The 22,550-nt window shown below is 71.5% G+C and carries 18 protein-coding genes; 1 reads left to right on the top strand and 17 read right to left on the bottom strand.

Annotated elements, in window-relative coordinates; translation table 11 throughout:
* Window positions 1-60 precede the first annotated feature (60 nt).
* The 13 genes from ACIBP6_RS36865 to thrC all read right to left on the bottom strand — a co-directional run bounded on the left by ACIBP6_RS36865 (window position 61) and on the right by thrC (window position 16,099).
* A complete protein-coding gene (locus tag ACIBP6_RS36865) occupies window positions 61-1,347 on the bottom strand; it encodes a glycosyltransferase family 4 protein (RefSeq protein ID WP_132616720.1) in 1,287 nt (428 codons plus the stop codon).
* A gap of 58 nt (window positions 1,348-1,405) precedes the next feature.
* Complete coding sequence (locus ACIBP6_RS36860) at window positions 1,406-2,671, bottom strand: serine hydroxymethyltransferase (protein ID WP_397058550.1); 1,266 nt, start codon at window positions 2,669-2,671, stop codon at window positions 1,406-1,408.
* Between the two features lie 64 nt (window positions 2,672-2,735).
* On the bottom strand, window positions 2,736-3,110 hold the full coding sequence (locus ACIBP6_RS36855; protein ID WP_132616724.1) for a hypothetical protein: 375 nt from the start codon (window positions 3,108-3,110) through the stop codon (window positions 2,736-2,738).
* Window positions 3,110-6,370, bottom strand: coding sequence for a hypothetical protein (locus ACIBP6_RS36850; protein ID WP_397058548.1), 3,261 nt, complete (start codon window positions 6,368-6,370; stop codon window positions 3,110-3,112). The genes ACIBP6_RS36855 and ACIBP6_RS36850 overlap by 1 nt, the downstream gene beginning before the upstream one ends.
* 88 nt (window positions 6,371-6,458) lie before the next feature.
* Entirely contained in the window at window positions 6,459-7,106 is a 648-nt protein-coding gene (locus ACIBP6_RS36845) for an L-threonylcarbamoyladenylate synthase (RefSeq protein WP_397058546.1), read from the bottom strand.
* Between the two features lie 121 nt (window positions 7,107-7,227).
* On the bottom strand, window positions 7,228-8,082 hold the full coding sequence (gene prmC, locus ACIBP6_RS36840; RefSeq protein ID WP_132615427.1) for a peptide chain release factor N(5)-glutamine methyltransferase: 855 nt from the start codon (window positions 8,080-8,082) through the stop codon (window positions 7,228-7,230).
* On the bottom strand, window positions 8,079-9,131 hold the full coding sequence (gene prfA, locus ACIBP6_RS36835; protein ID WP_132615426.1) for a peptide chain release factor 1: 1,053 nt from the start codon (window positions 9,129-9,131) through the stop codon (window positions 8,079-8,081). Before prfA ends, prmC begins: the two co-directional genes overlap by 4 nt.
* Before the next feature lie 86 nt (window positions 9,132-9,217).
* Window positions 9,218-9,436 (bottom strand): 50S ribosomal protein L31, encoded by a 219-nt coding sequence (gene rpmE, locus ACIBP6_RS36830; RefSeq protein WP_132615425.1) that lies wholly within the window; start codon window positions 9,434-9,436, stop codon window positions 9,218-9,220.
* A 125-nt stretch (window positions 9,437-9,561) separates the two neighbouring features.
* Window positions 9,562-10,191, bottom strand: a complete 630-nt coding sequence (locus ACIBP6_RS36825; RefSeq protein WP_397058542.1) for a response regulator — start codon at window positions 10,189-10,191, stop codon at window positions 9,562-9,564.
* Between the two features lie 10 nt (window positions 10,192-10,201).
* Complete coding sequence (locus tag ACIBP6_RS36820) at window positions 10,202-11,467, bottom strand: sensor histidine kinase (protein WP_397058540.1); 1,266 nt, start codon at window positions 11,465-11,467, stop codon at window positions 10,202-10,204.
* A 134-nt stretch (window positions 11,468-11,601) separates the two neighbouring features.
* Window positions 11,602-13,629 (bottom strand): transcription termination factor Rho, encoded by a 2,028-nt coding sequence (gene rho, locus ACIBP6_RS36815; RefSeq protein WP_397058538.1) that lies wholly within the window; start codon window positions 13,627-13,629, stop codon window positions 11,602-11,604.
* A 459-nt stretch (window positions 13,630-14,088) separates the two neighbouring features.
* Entirely contained in the window at window positions 14,089-15,015 is a 927-nt protein-coding gene (gene thrB, locus ACIBP6_RS36810) for a homoserine kinase (RefSeq protein ID WP_397058537.1), read from the bottom strand.
* Window positions 15,016-15,040: 25 nt separating this feature from the next.
* Entirely contained in the window at window positions 15,041-16,099 is a 1,059-nt protein-coding gene (gene thrC / locus ACIBP6_RS36805; RefSeq protein WP_397058535.1) for a threonine synthase, read from the bottom strand.
* Window positions 16,100-16,255: 156 nt separating this feature from the next.
* Here thrC and ACIBP6_RS36800 point away from each other — a divergent pair, with 156 nt between their 5' ends.
* The gene (locus tag ACIBP6_RS36800; protein ID WP_397058533.1) at window positions 16,256-17,725 is read left to right on the top strand and encodes a glycosyltransferase; all 1,470 of its coding nucleotides are present in this window, start codon (window positions 16,256-16,258) and stop codon (window positions 17,723-17,725) included.
* Here the strand turns inward: ACIBP6_RS36800 and ACIBP6_RS36795 are convergent.
* The 4 genes from ACIBP6_RS36795 to ACIBP6_RS36780 form a co-directional block, all read right to left on the bottom strand.
* Window positions 17,661-18,794 carry a glycosyltransferase family 2 protein gene (locus ACIBP6_RS36795; protein ID WP_397058531.1) on the bottom strand — a complete coding sequence of 378 codons (1,134 nt, stop codon included), beginning with the start codon at window positions 18,792-18,794 and terminating at the stop codon, window positions 17,661-17,663. The two genes, ACIBP6_RS36800 and ACIBP6_RS36795, sit on opposite strands and share 65 nt — an antisense overlap.
* A gap of 356 nt (window positions 18,795-19,150) precedes the next feature.
* Window positions 19,151-20,440, bottom strand: coding sequence for a homoserine dehydrogenase (locus ACIBP6_RS36790; RefSeq protein ID WP_397058529.1), 1,290 nt, complete (start codon window positions 20,438-20,440; stop codon window positions 19,151-19,153).
* Window positions 20,437-21,819, bottom strand: coding sequence for a diaminopimelate decarboxylase (gene lysA / locus ACIBP6_RS36785; RefSeq protein ID WP_397058528.1), 1,383 nt, complete (start codon window positions 21,817-21,819; stop codon window positions 20,437-20,439). The genes ACIBP6_RS36790 and lysA overlap by 4 nt, the downstream gene beginning before the upstream one ends.
* Window positions 21,820-21,943: 124 nt before the next feature.
* The gene (locus ACIBP6_RS36780; protein ID WP_397058526.1) at window positions 21,944-22,525 is read right to left on the bottom strand and encodes an anticodon-binding protein; all 582 of its coding nucleotides are present in this window, start codon (window positions 22,523-22,525) and stop codon (window positions 21,944-21,946) included.
* Window positions 22,526-22,550 lie beyond the last annotated feature (25 nt).

Below are 22,550 nucleotides of genomic sequence, written 5' to 3'. Positions count from 1 at the left end.
TTCGTGAAAGATATCACAAGCTCCGGAAGACCGCTTTTACCTGCCGTTTCTAGTGGGCGATCAAGAGCGGGTGGGAAAGACCGGAATGACCGGATTGCCCTCTGCTGTCGCACGTCCCGACGGGGGGCCGTCCGCGGGCGGGTTGTGGCTCCTGATCTCGGTGTCGGGGAAGATCGGCGGCATCGGGCCGGTCGGCGGGCCGTCGTCGTCGGGCTGCTTGTCGCGCGAGGCAGCGTGCGCGCCGCCCCTGCCCCGCCAGCGCGGCGCCGCCATCAGCACCAGCACGGCCAGCGCGAGCACGATGACCACCGGGAACAGCATGATCGGCACACCGATCGCGGACATCCCCACGATGCCGAAGGAGAACAGGAACGCCCACGCGTACATGATCAGCACGGACCTGCGGTGGGAGTGGCCGATGTCCAGCAGCCGGTGGTGCAGGTGGCCGCGGTCGGGCGCGAACGGGGACAGGCCCTGCGAAGTACGTCGCACCACCGCGGTGATCAGGTCGATCAGCGGCAGCACCAGCACCGCCGCCGGGACCAGCAGCGGCAGCAGCACGCCGAACCGGTTCATGTTCTCGATGATCGCCGGGTCGAGCGGGGTCACGGTGACGATCGAGGAGGCGAGCACGAGCCCGATGAGCATGGCCCCCGTGTCGCCCATGAAGATCTTCGCCGGATGGAAGTTGTGCGGCAGGAAGCCCAGGCACGCGCCGATGAGAACGGCGGCGATCGCGGCCGTGGTCGTGATGCGGCCACCGCTGATCTCGTTGGCCAGGAAGATCGAATAAGCCCAGGTGGCCATGCCCGCGATGCACACGATCCCCACGGCGAGCCCGTCGAGCCCGTCGACGAAGTTGACCGCGTTGATCGTCACGACCACGACCAGGATCGTGATGACCATGCTGAGGGTGTAGTCGAGGCTGGTGGAGCCGCCCCAGTCTTTCGGCAGCGGGATGTAGAGCAGCCTCATGTCGTAGAAGACCAGCACGCCGGCCGCCGCGATCTGCCCGCCGAGCTTGATGAAGGGGTCCATGCCCCACCAGTCGTCGAGGAAGCCGGTGATCGTGATGAGCGCGCCGGCCACGATGAGCGCGGTGACCGCGTTGGCGTCGGACTCGGCGAGCGCCGCCCCGGTGTGCGTGAGCTGACTCGCCGTCAGCAGGCCCACCACCAGGCCGCCGTACATCGCCAGGCCGCCCAGTCTGGGCGTGGGCGTGGTGTGCACGTCACGTTCGCGTACCTCGGGCATGGCGCCGATGCGGACGGCGAAACGGCGCACCAGCGGGACGAGGAGGTAGGTCACCACCGCTGAGATGAGCGCCATGAACAGGTATTCGCGCACGGACCCTAGTTTCCCGGATGCTCCGGCCAGGTGTGACCGGAAACCGACACAGACCAGCTTAATATTCGCTGAGATATGGCCGATGGATGGCGAGAAGCGCCGACACTCTTTCCCGAACCTCCCGGGCCCGGCCCGGTTGCCGCACCGCCCTGTTGACCAGCGCCCCCACCTCCTTGAGCTCCTCGGCGTCCATGCCCTGGGTGGTCACGCACGGCGTGCCCACCCGGATCCCGGAGGTCACGGCGGCGGGTTCCGGATCGTACGGAATCACGTTTCTGTTCAGCGTGATCCCGGCCGCGGCGCATCTGCGCTCGGCCTCGGCCCCCGACACGCCCGTCGCGCGCAGGTCGATCAGCGCGAGGTGGGTGTCGGTGCCCCCGGAGACGGCCCGCATGCCGTCGACGGCCAGCGCGTCCGTGAGCGCCTTGGCGTTCGCGATCACCCTTCTGGTGTAGTCGGCGAACTCCGGCCGCATCGCCTCCCCGAACGCCACCGCCTTGGCCGCCACCGCGTGCATCAGCGGCCCGCCCTGCACGAACGGGAACACCGCCCGGTCGATCCGCCCGGCCAGCTCCTCCGTGCACAGGATCGCGCCGCCGCGCGGCCCGCGCAGCGCCTTGTGCGTGGTGAAGGTCACGACGTCCGCGTACGGCACCGCCGACGGGATCGCGCCGCCCGCCATCAGCCCGATCGGGTGCGCCATGTCGGCCAGCAGCCACGCCCCCACCTCGTCGGCGATGCCGCGGAAGGCCGTGTACTCGATCAGTCTCGGGTACGCGGTCGCCCCGCACACGATGAGCTTCGGCCGGTGGCGCAGCGCCAGGTCCCTGACCTCGTCGTAGTCGATGAGTTCGGTGTCGCGTCGCACGCCGTACGACACGACGTCGAACCATCTTCCCGAGAAGTTCACCTTGGAGCCATGGGTCAAATGACCGCCGTGCGGCAGCGCCATGGCCAGCATCGTGTCGCCGGGCTGCAGCAGGGCGGCGTACGCGGCCAGGTTCGCCGAGGCGCCCGAATGCGGCTGGACGTTCGCGTGGTCCGCCCCGAACAACTCGCGGGCCCGCTCCACCGCCAGCCGCTCGGCCCGGTCCACGACCTCGCAGCCGCCGTAGTAGCGCCGGCCCGGATAGCCCTCGGCGTACTTGTTGGTGAGGGTCGAGCCGAGGGCGGCCAGGACGGCGGGCGAGGTGAAGTTCTCGCTGGCGATCAGCTGGATGCCGCCGCGCACCCGCTCGAGCTCGTCCAGCAGGATCTGCGCGATCTCGGGATCCTGCCGGCGCAGCTGCCCGAAGTCGGGCCCGTAGTGCGGTTCCGCACCCATGACCTCACTGTACGACCCGGTGTCCGTTTCTCCCATAGGGCCGTCATGCCCGGGAAATCAGGCCTCACGGGAAGGCATGCGGTGCGTTGGCCGTCGTTTGAACCCACCGTGGCGTGTCGGCCGCCTCGTCGCTGATCGCGGTGAGTACGGCGTGGCGGTAGCGGGCGAGCCGCTCGCGCCACTCGCGGATGTCCTCGACGTACCGCTCGCCGACGGGAGCGTCCCACGTCTGCGGGCTCTTGGCGCGGCTGTAGGCCTTGTCGAGAACCGTCCTGAGCGTCTCCAGATGCGGCATGGCGGCGTTCCAGGCGTCGACCAGGCGTTGGTAGTCGGGATTGAACTCCCAGGCCCGCTGAGGCGCGTCCAGAGGCCCGGCAGCGCTGATGGGCGGCCGCTCCCCCGCTTCCCTTGGCCGGGGCGCCGGCGGATCGACGTACATCACACGGTCCTCCCCGCCACCCCGCCGGCACCGGGACCGGTCTCCGGCACACCAGAGGCACCCTCGGCACCACGGCCGCCCGGCGCACCGGTTTCGCCGGGCGCGTAGGAGCCCGCACCGGTTCCGCCCGGTGTGCCAGTACCCGTACCAGGCGATCCGGGATCGACCGAGCCGGCCGGTCCGTCCGGCCCGACGTCCTCCGGAGCCCACGGGCCGGTGCCGTACTCACCAGGCGGCACCTGCACGGACGGCATCTCCATGGGCTGCACCTCACGATGGTTCTCGATCAACGAGCGGATGGCGTCCATGTCGGGCGGCCCCGCCTCGACCGACACCACATCGCCGCGGTCGGCGCCTCCCCCGGACTCGGCCGCCCCGGACCGTCCGGGCGCCTCATGACCACCCGCCCCGGTCCCCTGAGCCCCGTAACCGGTATCGGCACCCCCGCCGTGACCAGGCGACGAGCCCGAGGCGCCTTGTACGCCGTGGCCACCGGCGACGCCTTGAGCGCCATGGATCGCATCACCGCTGTAGGCGGCCTGCTGGGCGTGGCCGGGTTGTGCGGTGTAGGGCTGGCCCTGGGTCGTCCCGCTCTCCCGGCCCGCACCGGAGGCATCCGGGCTTCCAGCACCCGGGCTGCCAGGAGCCGTGCCATCGGGGGCCGTGCCGACGGGTGTCTCGGACGCGGGGTTCGTCGGCGGGATGACGACCGGCCTTCCTTGCTCCCCGGCCCCTTGCCCCCCAGCCCCGCCATCGCCACTTCCCTGGCCCCCACTCCCCTGGCCACCACTCCCTTGGCCACCACTCCCCTGGCCACCCGCGCCCCGATCACCGGATCCACGGTCACCCCCGCTCTGATCACCGGCCCCGCGGTTGCCGGCTCCCTGGTCATCGGTCCCGCGACCGCCCGCGTTCTGACCAGGTGCCTCCGGATCACGAGTTCCCCGGTCGCCTGTCCCCTGGTCACCAGCGCCGCGGTCACCAGTCCCGCGCTCACCCATGCCGTTGCCATCAGCCCCGCGGTCTCCGCCTCCCCGGTCACCCGCGCCTTGCCCGGATCCCTCTGGAGCACCAGCGCCCCGATCACCGGTCCCCTGATCGCCCATCCCCTGGTCGCCAGTGCCCTCCCGATCGCCGACGCCACGGCCGCCCCCGCCGCCATCCCCGATCCCCTGGTCGCCGGCCCCTCGGTCACCCTGACCCTGACCGCCCGCACCTCGATCGCCCATCCCCTGGTCACCCGTGCCCTGGCCATAACCCTCCGGCTCGCCGACGCCACGATCACCCCCGCCGCCATCCCCGATCCCCTGGTCGCCGGCCCCTCGGTCACCCAGACCCTGACCGCCCGCACCTCGATCGCCCATCCCCTGGTCGCCCGTGCCCTGGCCATGACCCTCCGGCTCGCCGACGCCACGGTCACCCGTGCCGCCATCCCCGGTTCCGCGGTCGCCGGCAGGCGTGTTCTGGTCGGGGCCGCAGGTGTCGTCGGTCCTCGGGGAGTCCGGCGGGGCGGCGGGGCCTGATATGTCCGTCGTGGCGGAGCCGGATGGGCTGTCCGGGGGTGGGGGGCTGGCTCCGCCCGTGTTGGGAGTGTCTGCGTCGATCGAGCCGGGCCGGCCGTCCGGGCGGATGTCACGTTCGGCCCACTCGCCCTGGCCGTAGTCGCCCGCGGGGACCTCCACGGTCGGCATCTCCTGCGGCGCGACGTCCCTGTGGTTCTCGATCATCGCTCCGATCACGTCGAGATCGGGCGGATCGGCCTCCACGGAGACCACGTCGTTGCCGTCGTTCGCCCAGGCGCCGGCGTTCGAGGCGCCTCCTCCCGTGTCGGCGGTCCCGGCGACGCCACCGGCACCCGCGCCGTGGACGTCAGCGGTTCCTCCACCGCCCTGAGGGCCGGTGGAACCAGCCGCTCCTTGAGATCCGGCGCTGCCGGTGCCCGCCGTTCCGGCGCTCTCCCCGGTTCCGCCCGGTCCCTGAGGTACGCCGGTGTCGGCGGGAAGCTTCGGCATTTCCGCTGGTTGAACGTCGTCGGTGTCCTTGAGCATGTCCGCCAGCTGCTCGGCCGTCGGCGGGTCGACCGGTATCTGGATGACCTTGACGCCGTCCACCACCACGACCTGCGGCTTGCCCACACCGCCGGTGTCGTTCGCGGCGGGAGCGTCGGCCCTGCCGTCGCCACCCTCGGTCCCGCCATCGGGTGTGCCGCCGGTGCCATCGCCCCTGGGCCGGTCAGCGGGCCGGTCCGCCGAGCGGTCGCCGCCGGTTCTGCCGTCAGCCCCGGTGTCCTGCCCCGCCCCCTCTCCTCTGCCCGCCCCGGTGTCCCCGGCGTCGTCACAGGGCCTCCCGTCAGAACCGGCAGTCCCGTCGGAGCCGCCGCTCCTGTCGGCGTCGGGCTTCGCCTCGGAGCCCGTTCCGCCGACATCCGGTTTCCCGTCCGAGCCGGCCCCAGCATCCGGCTTCCCGCCGGAGCCGGTCTTGTCGCCGGTATCTGGCTTGTCTGCGGAGCCGGTGGGCCCTTCACCGCCCGGCTTCTCCTCGGAGCCGGTCCTGCCGTCGCCATCCGGCTTGCTCTCGGACCCAGAGGCGCCGCCGTCCGGCTTCCGATCGGAACCGGTCTTGTCGCCGGCGTCCGGCTTGCTCTCGGAGCCACTGGGACCTTGGGCGTCCGGCTTGCCGTCGGAGCCCGCCCCAGCGTCCGGCTTGCTGTCCGAGCCCGCCCCGGCGTCCGGCTTGCCGCCGGAACCAGTGGACCCTTCGGGGGTCGGCTTGCCGGTCGAGCCCCCTGTCCCTGAGCCCGGCTCCTCCTCCGAGCCGCTCCTGCCGCCGCCCTCCGGCTTGCTCTCAGAACCGGAGGACCCTTCGGGAGCCGGCTTGCCGGTCGAACCAGGCGCCCCAGCATCCGGCTTGGCGTCAGAGGCGCCCGACTCCGGTTCGCCGTTCGAGCCGGCTTTTCCGCCGGGGTCCGTCTTTCCGTCCGAGCCGGCCTTCGGGGTGTCGCCGGGGGCCGGGGGTGTGCCGGGCTTGGGTTGGTCTTCGCGCTTCTCCAGCACGGCGAGGCGGGCGTTGACGTCCTTGACCATCGCGTCGGCGTCGTCGGCGATCCGCACCGGACGGTACGTGGTCTGCGTGGCGAGCCCCGCCCGGTTCATGGCGGCCCGCACGTGGTCCTCGACCGTACGCATCTGCGTGGCCGCGTGTTTCACCTCGGCCAGCAGGTCGCGGACCAGCTGCGGATCCATGCCGTCGAACTTGCCCATGGGCCACTCCCGGACGTATCGCCGCTCCGGGCCTCACCGTAGTCAGGGCCCGCGCGCGATGGCGCCCGGAATAATGAGCCGGTATACGTCAGTCGTCGGTGGCGACGTAGCCGATGATGCCGCGCAGCTTCTCCACCGGGATGGCCCCGCGGCGCAGCAGCCGGGGCACGGCCGTGGTGAGGTCGAGGATGGTGGAGGGCGTCTTGTCGGTGGTCGGGCCGCCGTCGAGGTAGACCTCGACCGAGTCGCCGAGCTGCTTCTCGGCCTCCTCGGCGGTGGTGGCCGGCGGCTCGCCGGAGCGGTTGGCGCTGGAGACCGCCATCGGACCGGTCTCCTTGAGCAGGTCGAGCGCGACGGGGTGGAGCGGCATGCGTACGGCCACCGTGCCCTTGGTGTCGCCCAGGTCCCACGAAAGAGCCCTGTTGGCCTTGCAGACCAGCGTGAGCGGCCCCGGCCAGAACGCGTCGACGAGGTCCTGCCCGTACGGCCCCAGGTCGTCGACGAGCGCGGTGGCGGCCCTGACGGTGCCCACGAGCACGGGCGGAGGCATGTCGCGGCCCCGGCCCTTCGCGTCGAGGAGCGCGGTGACAGCGGCGGGGGTGAAGGCGTCGGCGCCGATGCCGTAGACGGTGTCGGTCGGCAGGACCACGAGCTCGCCCCGGCGTACGGCCGCCGCGGCCTCCATCACGCCGACAGTGCGTTGTGTGGAATCGGAGCAGTCAAAACGTCGTGCCACGGTCTTTGCGGCCTCACTCCGCTCGGCTGCGAACGGCACTCGCGAGGCCTCCTCCTTCCTCCTGATCGGTCGCCTGGCTCCTCCTCAGGATCAGGAGAAGGCCGCGCCGCTCGCATGCATCCTAATCCTGGCCCAGGCGGGCGGTGACGAAGCGGTCTCTTCGGGTGAGGTCCTGGCGCAGGCGTACGTCGCGCCAGCCGTTGTCCTCGGGGAAGGTCAGGTAGACGGCCCTGCCCTGCTCGTCGGCGTGCTCGACGGCCACCCAGCCGCCGGGGCGCAGCAGGCGGCGGGCGGTGCGCTCGACCGCGCGCACCTCGCCGAGCCCGTCGTCGCCGGAACCGAACAGCGCCCTGGCGGGGTCGTATTCGCGCACCTCGGGGTCGCGCGGGATCGCGCCGGGCGGGATGTAGGGAGGGTTGGAGATGACCAGGTCGACCTTGCCGTTGAGCTCGGGCAGCGCCTCGGCGAGGTCTTCGGGGTGCAGGTGGGTGCGCCCCTGGCCGAGCTCGGAGATGTTGCGCTTGGCCCAGGTGTACGCCGCCGGATCGACCTCCACGGCGTGCACCTCGGCCAGCGCCACCTCCTGCGCGATGGACAACGCGATGGCGCCCGAGCCGGTGCCGAGGTCGACGACGAGCGGGGCGGTGACATCCATCGCGCGCAACGTCTCGATCGCCCAGCCGGCCATCACCTCGGTCTCGGGCCGCGGCACGAACACGCCGGGACCGACCGCGAGCTCCAGATAGCGGAAGTAGGCGTGGCCGGTGATGTGCTGCAGCGGCTCACGGGCCTCGCGCCGGGCGATGCCCTCCCAGAACAGGGCGTCGAAGTCGGAGTCCTTCACCGTGTGGAGCTCGCTCCTGCGCACGCCGTGGACGAACGCCGCTATCTCCTCCGCGTCGGTGCGCGGCGAAGGGACACCTGCCTCGGCCAGCCGGGCGGTGGCGAGAGCGATCTCGTCCAGCAGAAATGTCATGAGTGTTGTGCGAGCTTCTCCGCCATTTCGGCGTCGATGAGGGCCTGGGTGACGGCGGTGAGTTCGCCATCGAGAACCTGGTCGAGGTTATACGCCTTGAAGCCGACGCGGTGGTCGGAGATACGGTTTTCCGGGAAGTTGTAGGTGCGTACGCGCTCGGAGCGGTCGACGGTGCGCACCTGCGACTTGCGCTCGGCCTGGGCGGCGGCGTCGGCCTGCTCCTGCGCCACGGCCAGCAGCCTGGCCCGCAGGATGCGCATGGCCGACTCCTTGTTCTGGAGCTGGCTCTTCTCGTTCTGGCAGGAGACGACGACGCCGGTGGGCAGGTGGGTGATGCGCACCGCGGAGTCGGTGGTGTTGACGCTCTGGCCACCGGGGCCGCTGGAGCGGTAGACGTCGATGCGCAGGTCGTTGGGGTCGATCTGGACCTCGACCTCCTCGGCCTCCGGGTAGACGAGCACGCCCGCGGCGCTGGTGTGGATGCGGCCCTGCGACTCGGTGACGGGGACCCGCTGCACGCGGTGGACGCCGCCTTCGTACTTGAGCCTGGACCACACGCCCTCGTCGCCCTTGGCCTTGATGCCGACCGTGACGTCCTTGTATCCGCCCAGGTCGGACGGCTGGCTGTCGATGATCTCGGTCTTCCAGCCGAGCCGCTCGGCGTAGCGCAGATACATCCGCAGCAGGTCGCCCGCGAACAGCGCGGACTCCTCGCCGCCCTCGCCCGCCTTGATCTCCATGATGATGTCCTTGTCATCGTTGGGATCGCGCGGGATGAGCAGGTGGCGGAGCCTGTCCTCGAGCTGCGGGATGCGCCCTTCGAGCTCGGCCGCCTCGGCGGCGAACGTCTCGTCCTCGCCGGCCAGCTCCTTGGCCGCCGTCAGGTCGTCGCGGACCGACTCGAGCTCGCGGTACGTCGTGACGACCGGGGTGAGCTGGGAGTAGCGCCTGCCGAGGGTGCGGGCCTTGTTCTGGTCGGCGTGCACGGCGGGGTCGGCGAGCTGCGTCTCCAGCTCGGAATACTCCTTGAGCAACTCGTCGAGATTCACCGTGTGTCCTTTTCCGTGGGTAGGGCCTTTTCACCAACAACGCCGACCCGGCGCACCGGGGTGCGTCCGGGTCGGCGTCGGTGAAGCTACTTGCCCGCGGGCTTCTTGCCGAAGCGCTTCTCGAAGCGGGCCACCCGGCCGCCCGTGTCGAGGATCTTCTGCTTGCCCGTGTAGAACGGGTGGCAGGCGGAGCACACGTCGGCGTGGATCACGCCGTTCTTCGCGGTGCTGCGGGTGGTGAACGTGTTACCGCAGGAGCAGGACACCTGCGTCACGTGGTAGTCAGGGTGGATGTCGCGCTTCATGGCTGTCCTTTCGGGGCGCGGCCGCCGGGTCGCTTGTCGCATGCGTGAACCGGAACCGCGAAAACGGTCAGCTACCAGTGTGCCAGATCGTGCAACCATCCCAGGCCATCCGGCATTCCCCCGGATCACCGGCCGAGGTACGTCAGCACCGCCAGCACCCGCCGGTGGTCCTCGGGCGCGGGCCCCAGCGACAGCTTGGCGAAGATGCCGGGTTTCTCCACCGCGCCCTCGGTGACGACCAGGCGGGCGGCGATGGCGGTGTTGGACCTGCCCTCGGCCATCAGCGCCAGCACCTGTCGCTCGCGCGGCGACAGGGAGTCGAGCGGCGCGCCGCGGCGCTGTCGGCTGAGCAGCTGCACGACCACCTCCGGATCGATGACCGTGCCGCCCGCCGCCACCTGACGCACCGCCGCCAGGAACTCGGCCACGTCGGCCACCCGCTCCTTCAGCAGGTAGCCGACGGCCCTGCCGATGAGCTCGCCGGCGTAGCGCTCCTCGACGTACTGCGACAGGACCAGGATGGGGAAGCCGGGCTTGGCCGCGCGCACCTGCAGCGCCGCCCGCAGGCCCTCGTCGGTGTGGGTGGGCGGCATGCGTACGTCGACGATCGCCAGGTCGGGGTCGTGCTCCCGCACGGCGGCCACCAGCGCGGACCCGTCGGAGACGGCCGCGACCGTCTCGACGCCGCCGTCGGCGAGCAGACGCGCGAGCCCTTCGCGCAGCAGGACGGAATCCTCGGCGATGACCACGCGCATGGCCTCATCCCTACCACGCGCAGGGCAGCTCCGCGCGGACGAGCGTGGGGCCGCCCACGGGGCTGTACAGCACGAGCACGCCGTCGATGGTGGCCGCCCGGTCGGCCAGCCCGGCCAGTCCGCCGCCGGGGACGAGGCGGGCGCCGCCGACGCCGTTGTCCCAGACGTCGACGACCACGCCGCGGTGGTCCCTGACCACGGAGACCGACGCCTCGGTGGCGCCGGAGTGTTTGGCCAGGTTGGCCAGTGTCTCGGCCACGACGAAGTACGCGATGCTCTCCACCGCGGCCGGCGGACGTTCCTCGACCTCGACGGAGACGTCCACCCGGATCGGCGCCCGCGCGGCCAGCCCGGACAGCGCGGCGTCGAGCCCGCGGTCGCTCAGGATGGCCGGGTGGATGCCTCTGGCGAGATCGCGCAGTTCGGCGATGGCCGCTTTCGTGCCGGCGTGGGCCTGGGCGATGAGCGTCCTGGCCGCGTCGGGATCGCTGTCGAACTTGGCCTGCGCCCGTCCGAGGTCCACCGCCACCGACAGCAGCCGCTGCTGGGCGCCGTCGTGCAGGTCGCGCTCGATCCTGCGCCGCTCGGCCTCGGCCGCGTCGATGCCGCGCGCCCTGCTGGCGCGCAGGCGTTCCTCCTGGTTGCCGCCGAGCAGCACGGTGGCCAGCGTCCCGTGCAGCCACCCCATGCCGCGCACCGCGTACGCCGACAGCACCAGCAGCAGCACGCCGCCGAGCGTGGCCGCGAACGTCCCGGGCCAATTGTCGATCGTGAACGGCGTCTGCACGCCCGCGGCGATGTACAGCGAGAACAGGACGGGCTGGGCCAGCAGCAGCGCCGTCGCCGTCCACAGCGCCGCGGACAGGGCCGCCTCGACCGCGCCGAGCGGGAACAACATCAGCAGGTAACCGAGGTCCTGCCAGGTGGCGGAGTCGGTGAGCAACCAGCGCAGGTGCGCGCCGAGCCCGCGTTCGGGCCGCGCCCGGTACGGGTCGGCGATCCGGACGCCGAGGGCCGCGTGCAGCAGACGCCGCTCCAGCATGGCCCCGCCCCGCCACATCAGCATGGCGGCCATCATGAGCGGCACGCCCACCCAGACCACGCTCAGGCTGAGCGAGGCCGGCACCGCCACGCCCAGCACCACGAACCACGCCAGCCCGAACACCCCGCTGGCCAGCAGGTACGGCGCCGCCCGCCAGGTCATCGGATCCACCAGCACGCCCACCGGCCCCCGGGGCCCGTACGGCACCCGTTCCTTCAACACACCTGACCGCATGGCTCAAGACTGCCCGCGGACACCGGCGGGGTGAATACGGAAGGCGCCAGTCCCCAGGTGGGGATAACCCCACCCCGGGACCGCGAAAGGGGCGGCGGGGAAGACCCCGACGCCCCTTATGGCGATGCGAACCGTCAGTCGCGGTCGTTGTTCACCGTGGTCTTCTGGACCTGCAGCAGGAACTCCGCGTTGGACTTGCTGTCCTTCATCCGGTCGAGCAGCAGCTCGAGAGCCTGCTGCATGTCGAGCGCGTGCAGCACCCGGCGCAGCTTCCAGACGACCTGGAGCTCTTCCCTGGCCATGAGGATCTCTTCCTTACGCGTGCCGGACGCGTCGACGTCGACCGCGGGGAAGATGCGCTTGTCGGCCAGGGAGCGGTTGAGCTTGAGCTCCATGTTGCCGGTGCCCTTGAACTCCTCGAAGATGACCTCGTCCATCTTGGACCCGGTCTCGACCAGGGCCGTGGCGAGGATCGTCAGCGAGCCGCCGTTCTCGATGTTGCGGGCGGCGCCGAAGAAGCGCTTGGGCGGGTAGAGCGCCGTGGAGTCGACACCACCCGACAGGATGCGCCCGGACGCAGGGGCCGCCAGGTTGTAGGCACGGCCGAGACGGGTGATCGAGTCGAGCAGCACGACGACGTCGTGGCCCAGCTCCACCAGGCGCTTGGCCCGCTCGATGGCGAGCTCGGCGACCGTGGTGTGGTCTTCGGCGGGACGGTCGAAGGTCGAGTGGATGACCTCGCCCTTCACCGACCGCTGCATGTCGGTGACCTCTTCAGGCCGCTCGTCCACGAGCACGACCATGAGGTGGCACTCGGGGTTGTTGTGGGTGATCGCGTTGGCGATCGCCTGCAGCACCATCGTCTTACCGGCCTTGGGCGGCGAGACGATGAGGCCGCGCTGGCCCTTGCCGATCGGCGAGACGAGGTCGATGATCCGCGTGGTGAGGATGTTCGGCTCGGTCTCGAGGCGCAGGCGCTCCTGCGGGTAGAGCGGCGTCAGCTTGTTGAAGTCGGGCCGGTTGCGGGCCTGCTCCGGGTCCATGCCGTTGACGGTGTCGAGGCGGACCAGGGCGTTGAACTTCTCGCGCCGCTCGCCGTCGCGCGGCTGCCGGACGGCGCCGGTGATGACGTCGCCCTTGCGCAGGCCGTTGCGGCGGATCTGGGCGAGCGAGACGTAGACGTCGTTGCTGCCCGGCAGGTAGCCGCTCGTGCGCACGAAGGCGTAGTTGTCGAGGATGTCGAGGATGCCGGCGATCGGGATGAGCACGTCGTCGTCGCCGATGACGGGCTCGGTGCTGTCGTAGCGGTCACGGCCACGGCCGCGGTTGCGCTCCCTGAAGCGGCCCCTGCGGCCGCGCCCGCCGCGCTCGTCGTCGTCGCCCCCGCGCTGGTCGCCCCGCTGGTCGCCCCGCGGGTCACTGCGCTGGTCACCGCGCTGGTCACGGCTGCCGGTGTCGACGGCGGCGCGATCGCGCTGCTCGCCACGGCCGCCGTCACGCTCGCCCCGGTCACCGGAACGGTCACCGGAACGGTCGCCCCGCTCACCGCGGTCACCGCGGTCGCCGCGGTCGCTGGAACGGTCGCCCCGCTCGCCGCGGTCGCTGGAACGGTCGCCCCGCTCGCGGCGCTCGCCGCGGCTGCGGCGCTCACGCCGGCTCTCGCTCCGCTCGGAGCGGGAATCGCTCTGGTCGTTCTGCTGGCTCTGCTGCTCCACGACGGGCTCCGCCGGGGCGGCGACCGGCTCGGGCGCGCTGACCGCCGGCTCGGCGGCCTGGACCGCCGCCGCCTGCGCAGCGGGCTCCTCGGCCACCTTGGAGCGGGAACGTTCCCTGCGGGTACGGGTGGGCCGCTCGGCCGCGGGCGCCGTCTCCGTCGCGGCAGGCGCGGACGCCTCCGCCGCGGGAGCGGCCGCTGCTGCGGCGTCTCCGGAACCGCCACCCTGCTTCTCCTGGATGGCCGCGATCAGCTGGCTCTTCCGCATGCGCCCGGTCCCGCTGATGCCCAGCTCCGCCGCGATCTTCTGCAGCTCGGGCAGCACCTTGGCGGACAGGCCGGTGCCGGAGCGACGCGCACGCGGCTTGGCCGCGGCGCGGGTGGGGGTGTCGCCGGACGCCGGCTCAGCGCCAGATGCGTCGGAGAGGAGTTCGGTGGTGTCGCTCAACTAAAAGGTCCTTCCCAGGGGTCGGGCGCCGGTTTTGTTCTGCCGGGCGTCCCGGAGGTGCTTGCGATCCGGCGGGACAGACCGGGTCGGGGTGCACTTTGCGATCTTCGGCTGTCACTGGAGACGGCCGCCACTCTTGGGGAGGGGTTCGTCCACGCCGCCGATGGCGCTTGGCGCGTGACTGACACCCCCCAGATTGCTGTCGCCAACCAGACGTCGAGATGATTCGAACGCGCACGTCCCCGTCGTCGCCACCTCGCGTCGAGCCAACCGGGTGTGGGCCAACCGGAGGCGACGGATTCCGGGGAGACAGCCGCGCTGCTCTCACGCCTCGCGACGTGAAGCATGGTGCAGCGATGTTTGGCTGACAAGCACGCACCCACCAAGGGGGCATCTGGTGCGGCTATCAGCCTAACATCACCAGCGCACACGGCTATTCCCTGAAGGTCTAAAGAGGTATCAGCGTGTCTCGGGGAACTGAACGTTCGCACCAACCGGGTCGACGTCCATTTGCTGGATGTGCCAGTCATTACCCACTTCTGGCGCGATCAAATCCTGCGTATCCGAGGTCGAAAACGCAAGAACCGTGGGACCCGCTCCCGAAACGACCGCGGGCACGCCCACTGCACGGAGACGTTCTACCAGATCCACGCTCTCCCGCATCACAGGCGCGCGGTAACGCTGGTGGAGACGGTCTTCTGTGGCGGCAAGCAGCAGCTCTCGCTCGGGCCGCAGGGTCAACGCGGCGATCAGCAGCGCGGCCCGGCCGGCGTTGAAGGAGGCGTCCTTGTGGGGCACGTCCTTCGGCAGCAACCCCCTTGCGGCCTCCGTGGACAGGCGCACCGCCGGAATGGCGACGACCGGGCGGATCCGCTGGTCAGGGGTTACTTTCAGCTTACGCGGCGCACCGGAGTGGTCGGACCACGCGATGGTGAGCCCGCCGGCGAGACATGGGGCGACATTGTCGGGATGGCCTTCCATTTCGGTGGCCAGCGCGAAGACGTCGTCGTCGCTCATTTCGCTATGAGCCAAAGCACGGGCGGCGAGAATGCCCGCGCACACCGCCGCCGAGGACGACCCAAGGCCGCGCGCGTGCGGGATGCGGTTGCGGCAGTGGAGACGGATGCCCTCCGGCTGCGGCACGCCCATGAGCCCGAACGCCCGTCGCATGGCCTTGATCACCAGGTGGCCCTCCCCGGTGTCGACCTCGCCCGCGCCCTCACCCTCGACGGTGACGTGCACGCCCGGCTGGCCGGTGAGCGTGGCCTCGACCTCGTCGTTCAGGCTCAGCGCGAGGCCGAGGGCGTCGAAGCCCGGCCCCAGGTTCGCCGACGTGGCGGGCACGCGGATGACCACGGTCCTCACGTTCGCCTCATCACTCCTCATGCCCCCGCGGGGGCGTCGTGCCCGATCAGGCGAGGTTGAGCGCCGCGGCGGCGGCGTGGACGTCGATGGGGATGACGACCGGCGCCGGCGCGCCCGAGATGGCCCAGTCGGGGTCTTTCAGGCCGTTGCCGGTGACCGTGCAGACGATGCGCTGCCCTGGCGCGACCATGCCCTGCGCGTGAGCCTGAAGCAGGCCGGCGACGCTGGCCGCCGAGGCGAGCTCGACGAACACGCCCTCTTCCTGCGCCAGCAGTTTGTACGCCGCCGCGATCTGCCGGTCGGTCACCGCCTGGATGGCCCCGCCCGACTCGTCGCGGGCCGCGGTGGCCAGCGACCAGGAGGCCGGGTTGCCGATGCGGATGGCGGTGGCGATGGTGTGCGGATGGACCACGGGCGCGCCCTGCACGATCGGCGCCGCGCCGCTGGCCTGGAAGCCGAACATGCGCGGCCGCTTCGTCGCGAGCCCGTCGGCGAAGTATTCCTGGTAGCCCATCCAGTACGCCGAGATGTTGCCGGCGTTGCCCACCGGGATGCAGTGGATGTCGGGCGCGTCGCCGAGCGTGTCGACGATCTCGAACGCCGCGGTCTTCTGCCCCTGCAGCCGGAACGGGTTGACGGAGTTGACCAGCGCGATCGGGTAGCTGGACGACAGCTTGCGGGTCATCTCCAGGCAGTCGTCGAACGACCCCTCGACCTGCAGCAGCGTGGCCCCGTGGACGAGCGCCTGGGCCAGCTTGCCCATCGCGATCTTCCCCCGCGGCACCAGCACGGCGCAGGTCAGCCCCGCGCGCACGGCGTAGGCGGCGGCCGAGGCCGAGGTGTTGCCGGTGGAGGCGCAGATGACCGCCTTGGCGCCCTCTTCGACGGCCTTGCTGATGGCCATGGTCATGCCACGGTCCTTGAAGCTGCCCGTCGGGTTGGCGCCCTCGACCTTCAGGTAGACGTCGCAGCCGGTGAGGGCCGAGACGCGGTGGGCCGGCACCAGTGGGGTGCCGCCTTCGAGCAGCGTGACGACGGGCGTTTTCGTGGTTACCGGAAGACGTTCGCGGTATTCCTCGATGAGGCCACGCCACGACCTGCTCATGATGACTCCCTACCTGCGGTGCTGGCCATTGAGTCTACGGGGTGCGGGGCGCTGCCAGGGAGCCGCGTCCACGGGTCGGACCGTCCGTTGGACAGAGGCACTATTCAGGAAATTCTCAGCATCTCCCGATAAGGTCCCGGGCAGGGGGTCACGACCATGGACGCGCGTCCTGCTCTGAGGCAGAACGACTATTCACCGGTGGCCGCGCCGCAGCTGGGCGCCTGGTCACCCGCCCTTTCCGTCAGCGTGGTGATACCGGCGCACGGCGGGCAGGACAGGCTCGACCTGACGCTCGCCGCGCTGGCGGCGCAGACGTATCCGGACCATCTCATGGAGGTCCTCGTCGTCGACGACGGGAGCCGGCCGCCGCTGCGGCTCCCCGAGATCCGCCCGGTCAACACCCGGCTCGTACGCGTCGAGGACGGCTGGGGCATCTCCAACGCCGTCAACACCGGCGCGAAGGCCGCCGACGGCGAGATCATCCAGCGGCTCGACTCCGACATGGTGGCCTGCCGCGAGCACATCGAGGCGCTGGCCCGCTGGCACCACGTGACGGACTACCTCGTCACGATCGGGATGAAGAAGTTCGTGCAGGCGCCGCCGCTCACGCCCGCGCAGGTCCACCGGGCCGCGCGGCTGGGCGAGCTGTTCGACCTGGACGCGGCCGTGGCGAGCTCCACCGAGGCGACGATCGCCAAGACGGACGGGCTGCGCAAGAGCCGCAATCCGTATCACGTGTGCACAGGGCCGACGTTCGCCCTGCCGCGGGAGGTCTTCCACGCCGTGGGCGGGCTCGACCCGACAGTGGCGCGGGGCGAGGACACCGAGTTCTCCTACCGGCTGGCCATGCACGGCGTGGTGTTCGTGCCCGACGTGGAGGCGCAGGCCGTTCATCTGGGGCTGCCGTCGCAGCATCGCGACCGGGAGCGGGCGGTCAGGGCGGTGGAGCCGTACCTGGCGCATCGGATCCCGCTGCGGCGTGACCTGCGCAAGGACCGGGGACGGCGGTGGCTGGTGCCGTACGTCGAGATCGTGTACGACGTCGGCGACGCGCCCGAGCCGGTGGTGCGCCAGGCGGTCTCCGCGGCGCTCGACGGCAAGCTCCAGGACGTCGTGGTGACGCTGGTGGGGCCGTGGTCGCGGCTGGACGACGCGCGCTTCGCGTTGTCCGACCCGTGCTTCGAGCTGCGGCTGATGCGTGACCTCTTCTGTCACGACGAGCGGGTGCGGCTCATCGACGAGGCCGCGCCGACGCCCGCGCCGATCCCGTTCCGTTACCGGGGGCCGGTGGACGTGCCGCTGCACCGGGCGACGCTGGAGCGGATGATCGAGTCGGTGCAGAAGGACCTCGCGGGCGTGCTGGTCGTGGACCTGGAGGACGGGCGCACGGCCCGGCTCGAACGGACCTCCGCGCTCGGCCGCGCCGCCCTGCTCACCGGGCCGGGCGACGACCTGGACGCGGTCATCGACACCACCCACGGGGTACGCCACGAGCGGCCCGGCCGCTACTGGCCCGCCCCCTCGCAGCCGGAACCGGTCACCATCCCGGCTCCCTCGCCGGTTACGGTCGAGGCTCCGGAGAAGACGCTCCTGCGCCGGCTGAAATCGGCGCTCCGGCCGAACTGACGGCCCCCTCCATGAGCAGGCTCGGGCGGAACCCGTGCCACTGGTTGACCGCGACCTTGAGGAAGTGGGCGAGCGGCAGCTGCCAGGTGTGCTCGCCGCCGAGGCCGCGGCGCAGGACGTAACCGAGCCCGTGGGTGCGGTAGATGCGCGCGCCGGCCTCGTGCGCGGCTTTCAGGAATTCGCGGTCGACAGCCCGCGGCAGCGCGGGAAATCCGCCGATGTCGTGGAACTTCTTCCGGGGGACCATGATCGTGCCGCCCGCCACGTGGTCGGCGTACACCTCGCTCGGATAGCTCGCCCCGCTGGCGAACGTCGTGCGCCGGATCGTCGTGCGCAGCGGCTCCAGGTAGAAGAACTCGGCCGTCGTGCCGACCACGTCGGCCTCGGCGTACGACAGGGCCATGAACAGGTCGGCCAGGTGGCGGGGGCCGTACCAGTCGTCGTCGTCCCATTTGGCGAGGTGGTCGCCCTCGGCCAGGGCGGCGGTCCGGTTGAGGACCTCGCCGAACGGCACCGACTCCTCGGCCTCGACCCACCGCACGGGCAGCGCGCAGGACTCGACGGCCTCGCGTACGCGCTCGAAGGGCACCCCGTGCAGGCCCAGCAGCACCTCGGCCTCGACATCGCGCTGACGTTCCATCTGGGCCAGGGCGGAGGCGACCAGGGCCGGGCGGCGGGTGGACATGACGATGCTGACCTTCGGCGGCCGCACCGGGTGCGCCAGGCGGCGCAGCCGTACGCTGTGCTCCTCGCGCCGCAGGTCGGCCAGGGAACGCAGGCCCTCGGGGGCGTGGCCGAGCCAGTCGCGGTCGGTGAGCCGCTCCGCGAGGGCGGCGGGCACCCACGGCGCGGCGCGCTCGGCGGTCAGCGGGACACCGGCGGCGGCCAGCCGCATCAGTCCGTCGAGCGGCACCTCACGGTCCGGCCACTCGACCTCCAGCCCGCGCAGCACGCGCAACTCCGGCACGACGGGCGTCCGCCCGTCGACCGCCCAGCCGCTGCCGGCCCAGTGCAGACGGGCCAGACCGGCCTCCGGCGTACGCACGAAGCCGCAAGGGGTGTCGGACAACAGACCGCTCCTCGACCGCTGGGATTCGACCGGCGCCTACCTTACGCCGCTTTGCCCCACGATCGTCCGCAACCCGGCCCTATTCGGCAGACCCCCACATGAAGCGGGACGGCGTCCAGCCAGGGAACCGCCACGGAGCCGGGCAAGATGGGCTCGCGTAGCGGCGGGCCGGCGGTGAAGGGTCAGCGGCCGTTTCCCTGGAAGGCCCCCAGCCGAAGTGCGGCGGATGGCCGGCCACGGCAGCGCCGTAACGGATGATTCGAGGAGATGCGGAGTGCGGCGCGGCGGCCCCGCGCGAGGCGGAGTGCGGCGGGCTGCCGCGGCGACGGCTGCCTGCCCTGACGCCTGAGCCGCCGCTAGTCGTCGCCTTCCACGCGCATGACACTGGCGATGGCGCGGACGATGTCGAGCTCGCGCAGGCCCTCCATGGTGGCCGTCAGGGCGGCGTCGGTGGCGCGGTGGGTGACGATGACAAGCTGGGCGTCGTCGCCGTGGCCCTCCTGGCGCACGGTCTGGATCGACACGTCGTGCTTGGCGAACAACTCGGCGACCCGGGCCAGCACGCCCGGCTTGTCGGCCACGTCGAGCGCCACATGGCAGCGCGTGACGGTCTCGCCCATCGGGTGGACGGCCAGGTGGGCGTAGGTCGACTCCTCCGGGCCGCGGGTGCCGGCCAGGCGGTTGCGGCCCACGGCGACCAGGTCGCCCAGCACGGCCGAGGCCGTCGGGGCCCCGCCCGCGCCCTTGCCGTAGAACATGAGCTGGCCCGCCGACTCGGCCTCCACGAACACCGCGTTGTACGCCTCGCGCACCCCCGCCAGCGGATGGGTGCGCGGGATCATCGCCGGGTGCACCCGCACCCCGAACGTACGGCCGTCGTCGGAGCGGGCGCAGATGGCCAGCAGCTTGATCACGTAGCCCATGGCCTTGGCCGAGGCCACGTCGGTGGCGGTGATGTCGGTGATGCCCTCGCGGTGCACCTGCTCGGCCGTCACGCGGCTGTGGAAGGCGAGCCCGGCGAGGATCGCGGCCTTGGCGGCGGCGTCGAAGCCCTCGACGTCGGCCGTCGGGTCGGCCTCGGCGTAGCCCAGGGTCTGGGCCTCCTCCAGGGCGTCGAGGAAGGACGCGCCGGTGGAGTCCATCTTGTCGAGGATGTAGTTGGTGGTGCCGTTGACGATGCCGAGCACCCGGGTGACGCGGTCGCCGGCCAGCGACTCGCGCAGGGGCCGCAGCAGCGGGATCGCACCCGCCACGCTGGCCTCGAAGTAGAGGTCGCCGTTGCCCGCCCTGGCGGCTTCGTGCAGGGTGGCGCCGTCTTCGGCCAGCAGCGCCTTGTTGGCGGTGACCACCGACTTGCCGCGCGACAGGGCCGAGACGATCAGCGAACGGGCCGGCTCGATGCCGCCGATGACCTCGATCACGATGTCGACGTCGTCACGGGTCACCAGCGACTCGGCGTCGGTGGTGAACAGCGCCGGGTCGACCTCGACGTCACGCTTGCGGCCCAGCCGGCGCACGGCCACCCCGGCCAGCTCCAGCGGGGCCCCGACGCGGGCGGCCAGGTCGGCGGACTGCTCGTGCATGAGCCGGATGACCTGCGTGCCGACCACTCCGCAGCCCAGCAGCGCCACTCTCAGCGGTTTCACAGCTGCCCCCTCAACAGGTCGTCCTCGGTCTCGCCCCGTACGATCACCCGCGAGGCACCGCCGGAGACGGCGACCACGGCGGGCTTGGGCAGGTAGTTGTAGTTGCTGGCCAGCGAGCGGCAGTAGGCGCCGGTCGAGGCGACCGCGATCAGGTCTCCGGGGACGAGGTCGGCGGGCAGGTGGACGTCGCGCACGAGGATGTCGCCGCTCTCGCAGTGCTTGCCGACCAGGCGGCTGAGCATGGGCCCGGCCTCGCTCTCCCGGCTGGCCAGCACGGCGGTGTATTCGGCGCCGTAGAGGGCGGTGCGGACGTTGTCGCTCATGCCGCCGTCGACGCTCACGTAGGCGCGCAGGCCCTCGACGTCCTTGACCGTGCCGACCTCGTAGAGGGTGATGCCGCCCGGGCCGACGATGGTGCGGCCGGGCTCGACGGTCAGGCGGGGCACCGGCAGGCCGGCGTCGACGCAGACCTTGGCGACGATCTCGCGCAGGCCGTCGGCCAGCTCCTTGATGTCGGGGGCCTCGTCGCCCTCGACGTAGGCGATGCCGTAGCCGCCGCCGAGGTCGAGCTCGGGCAGGACGATGTCGTGTTCGTCCTTGATCTGCACGAGCAGCGTGGCCAGGCGCCGCGCGGCCACCTCGAACCCGGCGGTGTCGACGATCTGCGAGCCGATGTGGGAGTGGAGCCCGACGAGCTCCAGCTGCGGCAGCGCCAGGATGCGGCGGACGGCCTCGGCCGCCGCGCCGGTGTTGAGCGACAGGCCGAACTTCTGGTCGTCGTGGGCCGTGGCGATGAACTCGTGGGTGTGGGCCTCGACGCCGGTGGTCACCCTGATCATCACCTTGGGCCGCTTGCCGAGCTGGTCGGCGAGGTAACCCAGCCGGGCGATCTCGTCGTAGGAGTCGACCACGATGTGGCCGACGCCGGCCTCCAGCGCCCTGGTGAGCTCCGCGGCGGACTTGTTGTTGCCGTGCATGGTGATGCGGCCGGGCGGGAACCCGACGCTCAGCGCGACCGCCAGCTCGCCGCCGCTGGCCACGTCGAGGCCGAGGCCCTCGGCCTCCAGCCAGCGCACGACCTCCTTGCACAGGAACGCCTTACCGGCGTAGTGGACCTCGGAGCCGGCGAACGCGGTGGCGTAGTCGCGCATGCGCGAGCGCACGTCGTCCTCGTCGAGGACGTAAAGAGGGGTGCCGTGCTCGCGGGCGAGGTCGCGGACGTCCACGCCGCCGACCGTGAGCGCCCCTTCGGCCCTGGCCGACGTTCGGGGCCAGATCGCGGGGTTGATCCGGTTGAGGTCGGCGGGCGCCTGCGGGGGCCGCTCGTGGGGCAGCATCTCGGCGTGCCTGTCCCCGGCGGGATGGACGTATCGACTCACCCGATCGAGGCTATCGGAAGCGCAAGTGCGCCATGACCCACTGCCCACGTATCGAGACGCGATCAAGGCCGCCATGGGATATTTTTACGATTTATCGCCGTTTGGCCGGATAATTTGTGCTTTATTACAGTCGCTCCGGTCCCGGCAGCACCGTCGCCACCGCCTGTGCCAGCCGCACCCGGGCCGTGTGCACCGGGCCGGGCCGCTCGTCCCCGACCGGAACGGCCGGTGCGCGTTCGCAGGCGTCGTGGTAGGCCAGCGCCAGCCGCAGCAGGTAGCTCTCCCAGCCGGGGTCCCGGCTCTGCCTGCGACCCGGCAGCTCGGCCAGCACACGCAGCACCGCCCGGTGCGCAGGGTCGTCCAGCAGCTCGGGCCGGAACCCGCGCTCGGGAACCCCCAGGTCCCGCGCCCACCGCCGCACGGCGCAGGCCCTCGCGTGCGCGTACCGGACCACGAAGCCGGGGTTGTCCCACGTACGCGGGAAGTCCGGCCAGCCGGGCTCGGGCACGTCGAGCGGCCGTATCGACTCCACCAGCTTCCCCGGGACGGTGACGGCGATGCGCAGGAACCCGTTCGGCCGCACCTCGACCGAGGACACCCCGTCCAGCTTCCGCACCTGCGCCGCGAGCTCCTCGGCCGGCATCCGGCGCCGCAGCGCCGCCGCGGAGACGTACACGGCCTCCCGCTCCCACGTGCCCTCCGGCACGGGAGGCTCCCCCAAGATCCCGGCC

It is taken from the genome of Nonomuraea terrae (assembly GCF_044465245.1).
GTDB classification, from domain to species: Bacteria; Actinomycetota; Actinomycetes; order Streptosporangiales; family Streptosporangiaceae; genus Nonomuraea; species Nonomuraea terrae.
This window is presented reverse-complemented; position numbering and strand designations above follow the sequence as displayed.

Excerpts from the sequence above, each read along its gene's own strand:
- ACIBP6_RS36860 (WP_397058550.1), bottom strand. The coding sequence starts at position 2,671 with ATGGGTGCGGAACCGCACTACGGGCCCGACTTCGGGCAGCTGCGCCGG.
- ACIBP6_RS36855 (WP_132616724.1), bottom strand. The coding sequence starts at position 3,110 with ATGTACGTCGATCCGCCGGCGCCCCGGCCAAGGGAAGCGGGGGAGCGG.
- ACIBP6_RS36850 (WP_397058548.1), bottom strand. The coding sequence starts at position 6,370 with ATGGGCAAGTTCGACGGCATGGATCCGCAGCTGGTCCGCGACCTGCTG.
- prmC (WP_132615427.1), bottom strand. The coding sequence starts at position 8,082 with ATGACATTTCTGCTGGACGAGATCGCTCTCGCCACCGCCCGGCTGGCC.
- rpmE (WP_132615425.1), bottom strand. The coding sequence starts at position 9,436 with ATGAAGCGCGACATCCACCCTGACTACCACGTGACGCAGGTGTCCTGC.
- ACIBP6_RS36825 (WP_397058542.1), bottom strand. The coding sequence starts at position 10,191 with ATGCGCGTGGTCATCGCCGAGGATTCCGTCCTGCTGCGCGAAGGGCTC.
- ACIBP6_RS36820 (WP_397058540.1), bottom strand. The coding sequence starts at position 11,467 with ATGCGGTCAGGTGTGTTGAAGGAACGGGTGCCGTACGGGCCCCGGGGG.
- thrB (WP_397058537.1), bottom strand. The coding sequence starts at position 15,015 with ATGAGGAGTGATGAGGCGAACGTGAGGACCGTGGTCATCCGCGTGCCC.
- thrC (WP_397058535.1), bottom strand. The coding sequence starts at position 16,099 with ATGAGCAGGTCGTGGCGTGGCCTCATCGAGGAATACCGCGAACGTCTT.
- ACIBP6_RS36800 (WP_397058533.1), top strand. The coding sequence starts at position 16,256 with ATGGACGCGCGTCCTGCTCTGAGGCAGAACGACTATTCACCGGTGGCC.